Genomic DNA, 15,399 nt, shown 5'->3' on the forward strand with positions numbered 1-15,399 from the left:
GGAATATTACAATGTATTTCCTCTATACTAAATAAAGTATAAAGGAGGAAATGATGATGAAAAAACTGATTATAACTTTATTTATCGCGATGCTAGCGTTGGCTGGCTGTAATACAAACAAAGAAGAACCGAAAAAAGAACAGAAACTTGAAGCTGTAAAAGTAGCAGTACAAACAAATCCGAAAGAAATTAAACCAGGTGAAAAAACAGAAGTACAAGCACTTGTTACACAAGGGAAAGAAAAAGTAACGGATGCCGATGATGTAAAGTTTGAAATTTGGAAAGATGGCGACGAAAAACACGAGATGTTAGATGGTAAGCATAAAGGAAAAGGTGTTTATGCAGTAGAGAAAACATTCGAAACGGATGGAGTATACCATATTATCGCTCACACAAATGCACGTGAAATGCACGTTATGCCAGAAGTAAAAGTTGCTGTAGGAAATGCGAAAGTAGAAGATGCAAAAAAAGAAAATAGTGATCACAGTGCAGGACATGGAGATCATAAAAGTGACACAATGATCCATCTTATGGCTGGAGACATAAAGGCAAATGTTGAATCTACAATGAAAGTTCATTTAAAACAAAAAGAAGAAGCCCTAACTGGTGCTGAAGTACAACTAGAGATTTGGAAAGATGGTGTTGAAAAACACGAATTTATTCCAGCGAAAGAAGGGAATAAAGGAGAGTATGAAACAAAACATACTTTCAAAGAGAACGGTGCTTACAAAGTGAAAGTACATGTAAGAAAAGGCGAATTGCATGAACATAAAGAAGAAACAATAGAAGTAAAATAAAAAGTAGCTCTTTAGAGCTACTTTTTATTTTTAATATGAAGAAATAAATCATAAAAAAATTAGCACTTCGTTGCAGAATGGATTACAATAGAAGTGTGAAGAAAATGAGAAATTCTACGAAAATGTATTAAAAAGAAAGCGTAAACATGTTATGATATCAGTATCAGATGTCTGACATCTGACTTAGAAAAAACTAGAAATGTTTTTGAATCGTTTCAAGTAAACGAAATAGGTTAGAAAATGATTTAAAGAAGTACTGTTTGACAATGAGAATTCTTTTGGATAACAGTTTCACTTTATAGCGTTTTGAACATACTACAAGAAGTAGAACTGAACTTATAGGAGGTCGCAGTTATGAATAAATATAAACGTATATTCCTAGTCGTAATGGACTCTGTGGGAATCGGTGAAGCACCAGATGCTGAGCAATTTGGTGATTTAGGATCTGACACAATTGGTCACATTGCTGAACATATGAATGGGTTACAAATGCCTAACATGGTGAAATTAGGTCTTGGTAACATTCGAGAAATGAAAGGTATCTCTAAAGTAGAGAAACCACTTGGATATTACACAAAAATGCAAGAGAAATCTACTGGTAAAGATACAATGACAGGTCACTGGGAAATCATGGGCCTTTACATTGATACACCATTCCAAGTGTTCCCGGAAGGATTCCCGAAAGAATTACTTGATGAATTAGAAGAAAAAACAGGCCGTAAAATTATCGGTAATAAGCCAGCTTCAGGAACTGAGATTCTTGATGAACTTGGTCAAGAGCAAATGGAAACAGGCTCTTTAATCGTTTATACTTCTGCTGATAGCGTATTACAAATTGCAGCACACGAAGAAGTAGTGCCACTTGATGAGTTATATAAAATCTGTAAAATTGCACGTGAATTAACATTAGATGAGAAATACATGGTAGGTCGTGTTATTGCTCGTCCATTCGTTGGTGAACCTGGAAACTTTACACGTACACCAAACCGTCATGACTATGCACTAAAACCATTCGGCCGTACAGTAATGAATGAATTAAAAGATAGTGACTACGATGTAATTGCTATCGGTAAAATCTCTGATATTTATGATGGCGAAGGGGTAACGGAATCACTTCGTACGAAGTCTAACATGGATGGAATGGATAAGCTTGTAGATACATTAAATATGGACTTTACAGGTCTTAGCTTCTTAAACTTAGTTGACTTTGATGCATTATTCGGCCACCGCCGTGATCCACAAGGATACGGAGAAGCTCTGCAAGAATATGATGCACGTCTTCCAGAAGTATTCGCAAAACTAAAAGAAGATGATTTATTACTAATTACAGCAGACCACGGTAATGATCCAATTCATCCTGGTACTGACCATACACGTGAATATGTACCATTATTAGCATATAGCCCAAGCATGAAAGAAGGCGGACAAGAGTTACCACTTCGTCAAACATTTGCTGATATTGGTGCAACAGTAGCAGAAAACTTCGGTGTGAAAATGCCAGAATACGGAACAAGCTTCTTAAACGAGCTAAAGAAATAGGGGGATAAACAAATGAATCGTGAACTTATTACAAAATCAGCTTCATACTTAAAAGAGAAATTTCAAGAGACACCACAAGTAGGACTAATCCTTGGATCAGGACTAGGTGTATTAGCAGACGAAATTGAGAACGCAGTAACAGTACCTTACAGTGAAATCCCTGAGTTCCCAGTATCAACTGTAGAAGGCCATGCAGGTCAACTAGTATTCGGTACACTTCAAGGTGTAACAGTAGTAGCAATGCAAGGACGTTTCCACTTCTATGAAGGATACGACATGCAAAAAGTAACATTCCCAGTTCGTGTTATGAAAGAACTAGGTGTAGAAACAGTTGTTGTAACAAACGCAGCTGGTGGTGTAAATACATCATTTGAGCCAGGCGATCTTATGTTAATTTCAGACCACATTAACTTCATGGGTACGAATCCATTAATCGGACCAAATGATTCTGAAATGGGCGTACGTTTCCCTGATATGTCTACGTCATATACGGTAGAACTTCGCGAAATGGCGAAACAAGTTGCAGCAGACTTAAATATTAAAGTACAAGAAGGTGTATACGTAGGAATGACAGGTCCTGTATATGAAACACCTGCTGAAATTCGTATGCTTCGTACACTTGGCGGAGATGCAGTTGGTATGTCAACAGTACCTGAAGTAATTGTAGCGCGTCATGCTGGTATGAAAGTATTAGGTATTTCTTGTATTTCAAATATGGCAGCTGGTATTTTAGATCAGCCACTTCACCACGATGAAGTAATTGAAACGACAGAACGTGTTAAAGCGAACTTCTTAGCATTAGTAAAAGCAATCGTAAAACAAATGAAGGGGTGACCTCACAATGAGAATGGTGGACCTAATTGCAAAAAAACGTGACGGACATGCATTAACGACAGAAGAAATTAATTTTATTGTTGAAGGATATACAAATGGTGATATTCCTGATTATCAAGTAAGTTCACTTGCAATGGCAATTTTCTTCCAAGATATGAACGATCAAGAGCGTGCTGATTTAACGATGGCAATGGTAAATAGCGGTGATACAATCGACTTATCAGCTATTGAAGGTGTAAAAGTAGATAAGCATTCAACAGGTGGTGTTGGTGATACAACGACACTTGTATTAGGTCCATTAGTAGCTGCTTTAGATGTACCAGTAGCGAAAATGTCTGGACGCGGTTTAGGACATACTGGTGGTACAATTGATAAATTAGAAGCAGTCCCAGGATTCCATGTGGAAATTGAAAACGATGAATTCATGCGTCTTGTAAATGAAAACAAAATCGCAGTTATCGGCCAAAGTGGTAACTTAACGCCTGCTGATAAAAAGTTATATGCACTTCGTGATGTAACAGCAACAGTAAACTCAATTCCGCTTATTGCAAGTTCGATTATGAGTAAAAAAATTGCTGCTGGTGCAGATGCAATTGTTCTTGATGTAAAAACTGGAGCAGGTGCATTTATGAAAACGGATGAAGATGCAAAACGTTTAGCAGAAGCAATGGTACGTATCGGTAATAACGTTGGTCGTAACACGATGGCAGTTATTTCGGATATGAGTCAACCACTTGGTGAAGCTATTGGTAATGCACTAGAAGTACAAGAAGCAATTGATACATTACAAGGTAAAGGGCCGAAAGATTTAGAAGAGTTATGTTTAACACTTGGAAGTCAAATGGTGTACCTTGCTGGACAAGCTTCATCTTTAGAAGATGCACGTGAAAAGCTAATTGAAGTAATGAACAACGGAAAAGCGCTAGAATCATTTAAAACGTTCTTATCAGCGCAAGGCGGCGATGCATCTGTTGTTGATGATCCTTCTAAATTGCCACAAGCACAATTTAAAATTGAAGTGGAAGCGAAAGAAGACGGATATGTATCAGAAATCGTTGCAGATGAAATCGGAACAGCAGCAATGCTTTTAGGAGCAGGACGTGCAACGAAAGAGTCTGAAATTGATTTAGCAGTTGGTCTAATGCTGCGCAAAAAAGTAGGCGATAGCGTGAAGCAAGGTGAATCCCTTGTTACAATTTACGCAAACCGCGAAAATGTTGAAGATGTAAAAGCGAAAATTTATGAGAACATGAAGATTTCTAAAGAACATGTAGATGCACCAACTTTAGTACACGGTATCGTAACGAAGTAATAAAAAAAGCTGAGGAGATTTCTCCTTGGCTTTTTTTACTATTTTTTGTTTATAATAATAATGGGTGAAATTATGATTAGAATTTGTGCAGTAACAAAAACAGATGAAGTATTATATGATGTTTCGCTAGAAGAAACAAAGAAAGACCATATTGTATGGTATTGGCTAGATTTATATAAGCCAACGAAAGAAGAGTATACATATATTCTGCAAGACCATTTTAAGTTCCATCCCCTTGCAATTGAAGACTGTATAGAATATGTACAGAGGCCAAAAGTTGATTTTTATGATGGATATAACTTTTTAGTTCTTCATGCATTTGGGGAAGATGGACTAGAACCGCACGAAATCGATTTATTTATTAGTGATCGTTATATTGTTTCTTTCCACTTTTCTCATAACAATGCAATCGAAAGAGTATGGAAAACACTTGGAGAAAAGAAGCGTATTAAAAATAGTCCTTTACACGTAGCTCATACAATTATCGACCAAATTGTAGATGACTATTTTGCGCCTGTATATTACATTGAGGATCATTTAAATGCAATTGATGATAATTTAACGGGGGAGACAGCAGGAAGTGTATTAGAAGAGGTATTTGATATACGTGCAGATTTATCAAAGCTAAGGCGTACAATTATTCCGATGCGTGATTTATTATATCGTATTTTAAATTCGACTCGTTTTTACGGTATAAGCGATCATGAAATTTACTTTAAAGATATACATGATCATTTGCTTAAACTAACAGAAATGATTGAGGCAAGCCGAGAGTTAACAGCAGATATTCGGGATAGTTATTTTTCATTAAACTCACATCATATGAATAACATTATGAAAACATTAACTGTATTCTCGACTATTTTCATGCCATTAACATTTATTGCGGGAGTATATGGAATGAACTTTACGCATATGCCAGAGCTTGGAGGACAATATAGTTATTTTATTTGTCTACTTATTATGGCACTAATTGGCGGCGGAATGATGGCCTGGTTTTATAAAAAAGGATGGTTTAAGTAAAAAAAACACCGAGGATTTCCTCGGTGTTTTTTTTAACCAATAGCATGTAATACAAACATAGCTAAGAATAAGCATGTAATGATATACATAGATGGTGCGACTTCTTTACGCTTTCCAAGAGCAACTTTTAAGATAGGGTAAGCAATAAATCCGAACGCAATGCCATCAGCGATACTATATGTGAGCGGGATCATAACGATAATTAAGAATGCTGGAAATCCTTCTGAAAAGTCATTCAGAGGAATTTGTTGAATGCTTGTAATCATCAGACCGCCAATAATAATTAAGATTGGTGCAATGGCACTATCAGGAATTAATTTGACAAATGGAAGAGCAAACAGTGATGCAAAGAATAGCAATCCAGTAACGATAGACGTCAGACCTGTCTTACCACCTGCAGTAATACCTGCGGCACTTTCTACTGTTGAAACGGTAGGACTTGTGCCAAATAGACCACATGTCATTGCTGAAATTGCATTGGCTTGGTAAGCACGTGGGAATTTACGATCATCTTCTAATAAACCGTGCAGAAGTCCCATGTTCTCAAAAATAAGCACCATGCTTAAAGAGAATGTTGCAATCCAAAATGGTAAGGAAGAAAGTTTCCCAAATGACATAGCTCCAAACACATCACCGTAATTAGCGAATGAGAATGAACTATTTCCCACTTGACTCGTATCCACAAGACCAAATAGCCATGCGATACCAGTTCCTATTGCAATCGTCCATAAAAAGTTTCCACGTACGTTACGAATAAATAATACAAGTGCAATGATAAGAGTAAGTAATGTCGCAAGAACGACAGGATTACTTAATTTCCCCATTGCCACAGCAGTATTTGGGTTCGAAACGACTAAACCACCTTTTTGCAATCCGATAAACGCTAAAAATAATCCGATGCCGACAGTAATCGCTTCCTTTAATGACTTTGGAATTGATACTGATAGCACGCGAGCGATTGGTGTAAAAGCGGCAATTGCAAAAATAATACCAGAGATAAAGACAGCAGCCAATGCTTCTTGCCAAGTTAGTCCAAGCGTATGCACAGCTGTGTACGTGAAGAATGCATTTACACCCATACCCGGGACAAGAATAGCAGGTGCATTTGCCCAAAATGCCATGAGTAGACATCCGACAAATGAACTAAAAACAGTTGCTAAAATTCCAGCTTCAAGAGGAATGCCAGCATCTGATAAGATTGACGCATTTACAATCATAATATATACGATTGTGAAAAATGACGTAACTCCAGCTAAAACTTCTTGTTTTGGTGATGTTTCGTGTAAACCTAATTTAAATGTTCTTTCAAGTATTCCTTTCATGTTAAACCTTCTTTTTCATATCCCTCTCCCACCCGTGATATCTCTTTTGTAAGAGCTCACCGTTCTTTATTATATCAGAACATCATGTTTTTACAACAAGTAAAATGATAACGTTTACTTGTAAAGAGAATTCGTTATAAATACGTAAAAATAGCCCGTATGGATGAAATGATTTCTAATTCACCCGATTGAATGGGTGGGGCCGCTTGCGCATGTAAAGTAGCATAAGACGTAACCTCCCGTGGTAATTGGGCAGATTCTTCAACGAATGAGAGGGGAACAGGATTAATATTTAAATTATATGTACTCGCAATAGCACGAGCTTTTTCTACTGCTTGGTGCAGAGCTTGAATGAGAGCTTGCTCATAATATTTATTTGGATGAGATACTCGGAAACGTAACCCTTTTGCTACATTTGCGCCATTTGAAACGGCTATATCATATACTTCCCCAGCTTTTTGTACATTTAAAACGGTAATTTCATACAAATGCTCCACACGGTATCCTTGTAGCAATGCTTTATCATTTACATATTCGTATTGAGGAGTAATCGTATAAGAAATCGTTTCTATATCTTTATCGGCAATACCAAGCTGTTTAAGTGCATCCAGCAATTGTTTGGATTGCACTGCATTTTCTTCTTGAGCCTGTTTTACATTTTTATCATCTGTTCGAATGCCAAGCGTTAATATGACAACATTCGGTTTTGCTTTGACAACGCCTTCGCCTTGTACAGTAATAGTAGCTTCTTTACCAGTATTAGTTGTGCGTACGTTGTGTAAATAAGGATTCATTCCACCCTGCATTTTCCATCACCATCCTTTTTATATGTATATGTGTGAACAAAAAAGAAATTTATATGAAAAAAGTTACAGAAATGAGAATGTTGAGGAAAGAAAGCATGTACAACATAGGTATTTATAGATTATAATATGTGTAAATATGATAAAAAAGGGACGAGGCTATTGAACGAAAAAAGAGAAACGCTGATTTTAGATTTATCTGCATCATTTCGAAAAATGATACGTTTATTACAAAATGATATTAATACACGTTTTGCAGAACATATGCCATATAATGAATTTTCTGTATTACGTGCGTTATTTTTAAAGAGTCCACAGATGGCTTCGCAAATTGCGAGTGAAGTAAACGTAACCTCCAGTCATATTACAGCTGTTACAGATCGTCTCGTACGAAAAGGATTAGTAGAAAGAAAACGTTCTAATTCAGATCGTCGAATCGTGTACTTAGAAATTACAGAGCACGGAAGAGAAGTAACTGAAAAACTTGAAGCTGTGCGTAAAGAATATTATAAAGAGAGATTTAAAGGTTGGAGCGACCAAGAAATAGAAATGGTCTTAGAACTATTTGGCCGCGTATTATAATAAATGAGGATAGGAAGCGAAAGCATTCCTATCCTTTTTCTTTTGAATAAAAATATTTTGAAACTCCGATACTTTAATTAAAAGATCGGAGGAAAGATTATGAAATATATTGCTGCACTTACCATTTTATTTGGTGGTTTTTTCTATTTTCAAACATTCACGTACGCAGATACACCTATCCAAGTGGTACGAAAAGAAGTGAAGTACATTGAAAACGATAATACAGTCTTATATTCGAAATTATGGGTTCGTTCTATGCAAAACGCAGTATTATTCCACCATAGCGATAATATTCGTAATCAGGACACATTACGTAATGTAACAAGTTCATCGCTTGTTAAAGCGAAACAACTACCTTTTCAGAAAGCGGCCCTCTATATACCGAGATTATCGCAATACGTATCAAAAGCAGGAAAAGAAAACATTCAAGTATACTACATTGCGATTCACTATAATGTGAAAAAAGAAAATGCATATCAACTAGATGGCATGAACTATTTTCTACAAGTATTTGTGAAAGAGCGTGGGGAATGGAAAATTGCTGAAAGTGTAGTTGCACCGACAGAGCAAATTGTGCAAAATGGTGATGGATTTGGGATGAAAGAAGAGATGGTGTATGGGGATAGGAGAGAGAATGTGAAATAACCTCCTTTAAAAGGAGGTTATTTCACACGCCAAGAAAATTTGAATTTTAATAAGCAAGATAATAGTAGGTAGACTATCGTACTGGTCCCTATAAAACCAATATAATAATTTACGATAGAATGACTTCCGCCCGCTGCCATTCCTCCAAACATTCCAATAAAGGTTACACAACATATCATACATAGTGTTTTAAGCTTCGGATATAATAGAAAGTTTCCGTTTTGTTCATTAGGTGATCTTGTATATAAGTACATTCCTAAAGGTAATAGAATAAGTATATTTACGATTGGACCGATAAGTTTTGTTGCTGAAGGAATATACGTAAAATTAGGTTCAACATGACGTACGCCTTGTTGATCAGTATAAGCACGTTGAGGATCGTAATTAAAATTAATATTGAATCCGCGAACTGGCGCTAAAATACTCACTTTTTCTATTACTGAACCGTAACGATCTACATTTTCCTCCGTATAGACGGGATGATTGGAAATAAGTCCAACCGTATGAATAGAAATAGCCCCGGCAATTAGAGTCGGCAAAATAAAAGGGAATCCAAGTATAGCAACACTGAAAAACCCTTGTGAAATCATATTACCAGCAATTGTTCCTATGCATAATGCAAGTGTATATATAGCAATTAAGATAATAACCATGTATAAGAAGTAAGTATGAAATGGTGAAAATATTTGATACTTATTATGAAAGGTTGTCTTTTTCATAATAGCAAAAAGTCCCCAATTTAGTATAACGATAGCTACAATATTACACACACCAAAAAGCCATTTCGTTATGAAGAGATGTGTTCGTTTAAATGGCATAGACCATAAAATGTCACTTGATTGATTTTGACGTTCCCATCCAATAAGAATACAGGCTAATATAATAAGGAGTCCTCCTTGAACCATAATAGCATCGGGAAGTGAAAGTTGATAATTATATCGGTATATATATTTCCATTCATTATGTTCATGAAAATATTTTAATTGCTCGGCAGCTGCTAAATAGTATTTATATGATAGTACATAAAAACTTACTAACCAAAATAGCCAAACAATATATTTACTTTGTTTGTAGGTATGCACCCATAATGCTTTTTGAAACATAGGATCTCTCCTTTAAAAAACTTTATAGTTTGTAAGACGTGATAATATAAAATAAGTGACGATTCCAAATAAAAAGAATCCAACATAGTAACTAAATAATAAATCAAAACGTTTTAACATTTGCCCACCTATTAATGCAAAATAAAAGGTAGTACCCCACATCCAGAGTGAGTTGTATTTTGGAAAAAGGAAAATTTTCTTATTATGTTCATTAGGTGATCGTGCATAAAGAAACATACCAATTAGTAAGCTGGAAATAGTATAGAAGATAGGAACAAGTATTACTTTTGCAGAGTAGTAACTATGAAAAGTGGGTCCCCTTTGTATTACTTTTCCATGATCTTCATCTGATTGGACAGTAGGGTGGTAATTATAACTAATTGAAAAGTCTAATATAGCGCTTGAAATGTTGGTCTTTTTATTGAATTTATAAATGTTTTCGAAATTCGTATAACTTTTATTCCCCTGTATTGCCTCAGCGTGAGCTGTAAAGAAAAGGAGTAAGAGTGAAAAGATTCCCATTCCCATTATGCAAAAAGTAATGCTGAAGATGCTTTGTGAAATAATACTGCCAGTAAATGTACCTATACATAAAGAGACAGTATAGATAGCGATATATGTGAAAATTGCGTACAGGAAATATCGATGAAATGGTTCGAAAGATTGATATTCAAAGTGAATCGTAGATTTATAAATAAAATACATAAGACCCCAATTGATTAGAAATGATAGTACAATGAAAAATCCACCAAAAACCCATTTCGATAAGAACATATCACGTCTTTTAAATGGAAATGTCATAAGTGAATCTCCATTTTGATTACTTCGCTCCCAGCCAATTAATATACAGGATAGGATAATTGTAATAATACCTAACCAAAAGCAATTAGAAGAATAAAAAGAATAATGATAGTAGAACTTTTCTTCACCTATTTTTTCTGGATGGAGAAAGAGAGACTGTTGAGTTTCTGCTTCTTGATAGTATTCGAAAGATAAAAAATAAAGTGAACTGAAGAGAAAAAGTAACGCAGCATATTTCCCACGCTTCCAATTCCACATCCACAACGCTTTATGAAACATACCCATCCTCCTCCAGTGTCGTAACGAAGACATCTTCAAGTGACATTGTTAATTCTTCAATAAGTATAGGTTGCTCTTTGTAAAACTTCTCCAGTGTTGTAGCCACATTTCCTTCGATTAAGATTGTATATACTTTTCCTGTTTGATTTAATATTTTAATATTGCTTAAGTTTTCTAGTTTTTGAGGTAGTGAACGTTCATAAGCAACTTGTATTTTAGCAAATCGTGATTTTGCATCGTCTAGTGATGTAATAGACGAGATAGTATGGCCTTTTAATATAATAATTGTATCTGCAATTTGTTCTACTTCATCTAAATGGTGAGTGGAGATGAAAATGGTAATCTCTTTTTCTGCAACTTCTCCAACGAGAAACTGTAAAATTTTCCTTTTCACGATAGGATCAAGTCCATTTGTCGGTTCATCTAAAATGATATATTCTGCCTTTGTAGAAACGGCTAAAATGATGGCGAGCAGTGCTTTCATTCCTTTTGAATAACTACGAATTCGTTTATTTGGTAAGTTGAAATGTTCTAACAGTTCATAGAAATGTGTTTCATCAAATGCGGTATAAACTTCTTTATAAAACTTTACGATTTCTTTTATCGTATAGCCGTTCAGTATATTAGTAGAATCAGGAACATATACAATTCTTTGCTTTATTTCAGGAAACTGATGAATGTTTGTATCTTCATATGTAACAGTTCCCTCGTCTGGGTCTAAAATACCGACCATCGTTCGCAATAAAGTTGTTTTTCCCGCGCCATTTCTTCCGAGTAATCCGATTATACTCCCTCTTTGCAATGTGAAAGAAACATCGTCTAAAATTGTTTGATTATCAATTGTTTTCTTCAAGCTTGTCACTTTCAACATCCGTATTCCCTCCAATCTCTTTATAGTATGAATCTATCCAATCATGAATTTTATCTTTCGTAATACCAAGATAAGAGGCTTCTAATAGTAATTGATGAAATTGCTTTTCAACCATAGCGATTTTCCTTTCGTCTAATGTTGGGGTAATCGATTGGGATACAAATGTTCCTTTTCCTCGTAACGTTTCAATAATTCCTTGTCGCTCTAACTCTTGATACGCTTTACTCACTGTATTTGGATTTATAACGAGTAAAGAAGCGAGTTCGCGTACAGAAGGAAGTTTATCACTTGGAGCCAACATGTTTTTCAATACGAGTTCTTTTATATTTTGAACAATTTGTTCCCATATCGGAGTGTTGCTTCTTGGGTCAAGTTGAATATGCAAGAGCAATGTCTCCTTCCTCATATGTATTAAGTGTACTACTGTATGTAATACACTTAATACAATATAGGGGACGAATGTATTTGTCAACTGAAAATTTTAGAAAAATTTGGTATTAAAAAAAGGTAAATTGGAAAAAATAGGTCTGATATAGAATGGAGGGTTAGTCATGAAGCGAGTTTTTGGAATACTTGTTTGTTTCATGTTATTGCTTTCTGGAACTTCAGTGAGTTTCGCACAATCTGAGAAAACGAAGCAGGAGAAAACAGAAGAAACAACACCGAAGTTAGCGGAACAAGCGTCGTCAGCAATCGTAATTGAGCAAGATACAGGTAAAGTTTTATTTGATAAAAACCCAAATGAAAAATTACCACCTGCTAGTATGACAAAGATTATGACAATGCTTTTAATTATGGAACAAGTTGAAAAAGGAAAACTAAAACTGACCGATAAAGTTAGAGCGAGCGAACATGCAGCTTCAATGGGTGGATCGCAAATCTTTTTAGAACCTGGGGAAGAGATGACTGTAAACGAGATGTTAAAGGGTATTGCAATTGCATCTGGAAATGACGCATCTGTTGCAGTAGCCGAGCATATCGCAGGTTCAGAAGAAGGATTTGTAAATATGATGAACAAAAAGGCGAAAGATCTAGGGCTGAAAAATACACATTTTCAAAACCCAACAGGTCTTCCGGCCAAAGACCATTATTCGACAGCAAATGATATGGCTATAATGGCGAGAGAATTGATGAAGTATCCACTTATTCGTAAATACACAGGTAAGTACGAAGATTATTTACGTGAAGATACGGATAAAAAGTTTTGGCTCGTTAATACGAATAAGCTAGTACGTTTTTATCCTGGCGTAGATGGAGTAAAAACAGGTTTTACGACAGAAGCGAAATATTGTTTAACAGCATCGGCTGAAAAAAATGGCATGCGTGTCATTTCAGTTGTCATGGGAGCACCAACATCAAAAGAACGGAACAACCAAGTGACGAAGCTTCTTGACTACGCATTTGGTCAATATATGACAAAGAAATTGTATACGCGCGGCGAAAAAATTAAGACAGTTCAAGTAGGGAAAGGGAAAAAAGAAAAAGTAGATTTAGTTGCATCAGATAATGTTTCTCTTCTTATGAAGAAGGGCGAGAATATGGACAAGGTAAAACAAGAAGTAATTGCTGAAAAGAAAGTAAAAGCACCGATTAAAAAAGGTGACGCGCTTGGTACACTTGTTATTAAAAAAGATAAAGATGTTTTATTAAAACAAACAATTGTAGCAAAAGAAGATGTTGCTGCAGCGAGCTGGTGGGAGTTATTTAAAAGAAGTTTTGGGATGTTTTCAACATCAAAATAGCGGCAAATATTTTGCCGCTTTTCTATTCGTATGTAAGTGAATAATGCTGAAAGGTTTCACTTTATGACGAAATAGTTCTTCTTTTGTCAGCAGGAAGGATTCTTATTTTGTATCACGAAAATCTTTATGTATGTGAATAAGTAAAGTTTGAGCATAAGGAGGAAATCGTGTGAGTCTTTCCATACAATTAGAAGTAAAACGTGACGTCCTATGTGTGAGACTAGAGGGTGAATTAGATCATCATACGGCTGAAGAGTTGCGAACGAAAGTAACAGATATGATTGAGACACATGGTGTTCATCATATTGTTTTGAGCCTAGAGAACTTATCTTTTATGGATAGTTCTGGTCTAGGTGTTATATTAGGCCGATATAAACACGTAAAGGGATTAGGTGGAGAAATGGTTGTTTGTGCAATTTCACCGCCTGTTAAGCGTTTATTTGAAATGTCGGGCTTATTCAAAATCGTTCGCTTAGAAGAAAGTGAAGCGCACGCGCTCGCGACGTTGGGGGTGGCATAGATGAGAAATGAAATGAACCTTCAATTTTCAGCATTAAGTCAAAATGAATCGTTCGCTCGCGTTACAGTAGCGGCTTTCATTGCACAACTAGATCCAACGATGGAAGAATTAACGGAGATTAAAACAGTTGTGTCAGAAGCGGTTACAAATGCAATTATTCATGGATACGAAGGAAATGCAGAAGGTATTGTTTATATTTCTGTAATTTTGGAAGAAGCAATGGTGAAACTCACGATTCGAGATGAAGGGATTGGAATCTTTAACTTAGATGAAGCGAGACAACCCCTTTTTACAACTAAACCTGAATTAGAGCGTTCCGGAATGGGATTTACTATCATGGAAAATTTTATGGATGAAGTAGAAGTTATTTCAAACGAATCTTTCGGGACAACAATCCATTTGACAAAATACTTATCAAATAGTAACGCTCTATGCAATTAAGGAGAATAGCCTATGGACATAGAGGTCAAAAATGAGAAGAAGAAACCTCAGTTAAAGGACCACGAGCTAAAAGCGTTAATTCAAAAAAGTCAAGATGGAGATCAACGAGCGAGAGATACAATCGTTCAAAGTAATATGCGCCTCGTTTGGTCGGTTGTACAGCGGTTTCTTAATCGAGGATACGAACCAGACGACCTATTTCAAATTGGATGTATTGGGCTCTTGAAATCGGTAGATAAATTTGATTTATCTTTCGACGTGAAATTTTCAACATATGCAGTTCCAATGATTATTGGTGAAATACAACGTTTCTTACGTGATGATGGATCAGTGAAAGTTAGTAGGTCTTTAAAAGAAACAGGAAACAAAATTCGAAAGATGAGAGATGAGCTTTCGAAAGAATTCGGAAGGGCTCCAACGATTAATGAAGTGGCAGAGGCACTAGAACTAACGCCAGAGGAAGTTGTTCTAGCACAAGAAGCGAGCCGGGCCCCTTCGTCTATACATGAAACTGTATATGAAAACGATGGAGATCCAATCACTATTTTAGATCAAATTGCAGATCAATCTGAAACGAAATGGTTCGATAAAATTGCTTTAAAAGAAGCGATTAGAGAACTAGATGAACGAGAGCGCTTAATTGTATACTTGCGTTACTATAAAGATCAAACACAGTCAGAAGTAGCAGAGCGCATAGGCATTTCGCAAGTACAAGTTTCAAGACTTGAAAAGAAAATATTAAAACAGATGAAAGATCGAATAGACGAATAATTGTCTATTCGATT

At 35.8% G+C, this 15,399-nt stretch carries 17 protein-coding genes; 11 read left to right on the plus strand and 6 right to left on the minus strand.

The window, feature by feature from the left end:
- The first annotated feature begins 56 nt into the window (after positions 1-56).
- From ACTFR8_RS12245 to corA, 5 genes are all read left to right on the plus strand, one after another.
- On the plus strand, positions 57-797 hold the full coding sequence (locus ACTFR8_RS12245) for a FixH family protein (RefSeq protein WP_033697394.1): 741 nt from the start codon (positions 57-59) through the stop codon (positions 795-797).
- 354 nt (positions 798-1,151) lie between these two features.
- Positions 1,152-2,336 carry a phosphopentomutase gene (gene deoB / locus ACTFR8_RS12250; RefSeq protein ID WP_001046079.1) on the plus strand — a complete coding sequence of 395 codons (1,185 nt, stop codon included), beginning with the start codon at positions 1,152-1,154 and terminating at the stop codon, positions 2,334-2,336.
- A gap of 12 nt (positions 2,337-2,348) precedes the next feature.
- Positions 2,349-3,170, plus strand: a complete 822-nt coding sequence (locus tag ACTFR8_RS12255) for a purine-nucleoside phosphorylase (protein WP_001078446.1) — start codon at positions 2,349-2,351, stop codon at positions 3,168-3,170.
- Between the two features lie 7 nt (positions 3,171-3,177).
- A complete protein-coding gene (locus ACTFR8_RS12260; protein ID WP_001243069.1) occupies positions 3,178-4,482 on the plus strand; it encodes a pyrimidine-nucleoside phosphorylase in 1,305 nt (434 codons plus the stop codon).
- A gap of 60 nt (positions 4,483-4,542) precedes the next feature.
- Positions 4,543-5,505, plus strand: coding sequence for a magnesium/cobalt transporter CorA (gene corA, locus ACTFR8_RS12265; protein ID WP_002000765.1), 963 nt, complete (start codon positions 4,543-4,545; stop codon positions 5,503-5,505).
- A 32-nt stretch (positions 5,506-5,537) separates the two neighbouring features.
- Here the strand turns inward: corA and ACTFR8_RS12270 are convergent, their stop codons facing one another.
- Both ACTFR8_RS12270 and ACTFR8_RS12275 read right to left on the minus strand, forming a co-directional pair.
- On the minus strand, positions 5,538-6,827 hold the full coding sequence (locus tag ACTFR8_RS12270; RefSeq protein ID WP_000676240.1) for an NCS2 family permease: 1,290 nt from the start codon (positions 6,825-6,827) through the stop codon (positions 5,538-5,540).
- A gap of 134 nt (positions 6,828-6,961) precedes the next feature.
- A complete protein-coding gene (locus ACTFR8_RS12275; protein ID WP_001161465.1) occupies positions 6,962-7,633 on the minus strand; it encodes an SIMPL domain-containing protein in 672 nt (223 codons plus the stop codon).
- Between the two features lie 159 nt (positions 7,634-7,792).
- Here ACTFR8_RS12275 and ACTFR8_RS12280 point away from each other — a divergent pair, with 159 nt between their 5' ends.
- Together ACTFR8_RS12280 and ACTFR8_RS12285 are read left to right on the plus strand one after the other, a co-directional pair.
- Positions 7,793-8,212 (plus strand): MarR family winged helix-turn-helix transcriptional regulator, encoded by a 420-nt coding sequence (locus tag ACTFR8_RS12280; protein WP_001003305.1) that lies wholly within the window; start codon positions 7,793-7,795, stop codon positions 8,210-8,212.
- 99 nt (positions 8,213-8,311) lie between these two features.
- The gene (locus ACTFR8_RS12285) at positions 8,312-8,857 is read left to right on the plus strand and encodes a hypothetical protein (protein ID WP_000873778.1); all 546 of its coding nucleotides are present in this window, start codon (positions 8,312-8,314) and stop codon (positions 8,855-8,857) included.
- A gap of 17 nt (positions 8,858-8,874) precedes the next feature.
- Here ACTFR8_RS12285 and ACTFR8_RS12290 read toward each other — a convergent pair whose 3' ends face one another.
- The 4 genes from ACTFR8_RS12290 to ACTFR8_RS12305 are packed head-to-tail and all read right to left on the minus strand — an operon-like array spanning position 8,875 to position 12,296.
- On the minus strand, positions 8,875-9,960 hold the full coding sequence (locus tag ACTFR8_RS12290) for a hypothetical protein (RefSeq protein WP_000486562.1): 1,086 nt from the start codon (positions 9,958-9,960) through the stop codon (positions 8,875-8,877).
- Positions 9,961-9,972: 12 nt separating this feature from the next.
- Positions 9,973-11,040: an ABC transporter permease gene (locus ACTFR8_RS12295; RefSeq protein ID WP_000468527.1), complete on the minus strand. Its 1,068-nt coding sequence runs from the start codon at positions 11,038-11,040 to the stop codon at positions 9,973-9,975.
- On the minus strand, positions 11,030-11,911 hold the full coding sequence (locus ACTFR8_RS12300) for an ABC transporter ATP-binding protein (protein ID WP_098481115.1): 882 nt from the start codon (positions 11,909-11,911) through the stop codon (positions 11,030-11,032). The genes ACTFR8_RS12295 and ACTFR8_RS12300 overlap by 11 nt, the downstream gene beginning before the upstream one ends.
- Positions 11,877-12,296: a GntR family transcriptional regulator gene (locus ACTFR8_RS12305; RefSeq protein ID WP_000548027.1), complete on the minus strand. Its 420-nt coding sequence runs from the start codon at positions 12,294-12,296 to the stop codon at positions 11,877-11,879. Before ACTFR8_RS12305 ends, ACTFR8_RS12300 begins: the two co-directional genes overlap by 35 nt.
- A 166-nt stretch (positions 12,297-12,462) precedes the next feature.
- On the opposite strand from ACTFR8_RS12305, the gene dacF reads away from it, so the two are divergent.
- From dacF to sigF, 4 genes are all read left to right on the plus strand, one after another.
- Positions 12,463-13,653, plus strand: coding sequence for a serine-type D-Ala-D-Ala carboxypeptidase DacF (gene dacF, locus ACTFR8_RS12310; protein ID WP_000831998.1), 1,191 nt, complete (start codon positions 12,463-12,465; stop codon positions 13,651-13,653).
- Between the two features lie 169 nt (positions 13,654-13,822).
- Positions 13,823-14,173 (plus strand): anti-sigma F factor antagonist, encoded by a 351-nt coding sequence (spoIIAA, locus tag ACTFR8_RS12315; RefSeq protein WP_000058931.1) that lies wholly within the window; start codon positions 13,823-13,825, stop codon positions 14,171-14,173.
- The gene (gene spoIIAB / locus ACTFR8_RS12320; protein ID WP_001243398.1) at positions 14,174-14,614 is read left to right on the plus strand and encodes an anti-sigma F factor; all 441 of its coding nucleotides are present in this window, start codon (positions 14,174-14,176) and stop codon (positions 14,612-14,614) included.
- 12 nt (positions 14,615-14,626) lie between these two features.
- On the plus strand, positions 14,627-15,385 hold the full coding sequence (gene sigF, locus ACTFR8_RS12325) for an RNA polymerase sporulation sigma factor SigF (protein WP_000350731.1): 759 nt from the start codon (positions 14,627-14,629) through the stop codon (positions 15,383-15,385).
- Positions 15,386-15,399 lie beyond the last annotated feature (14 nt).

The sequence above is a fragment of the Bacillus cereus group sp. MYBK15-3 genome (assembly GCF_051916765.1).
GTDB lineage: Bacteria > Bacillota > Bacilli > Bacillales > Bacillaceae_G > Bacillus_A > Bacillus_A cereus.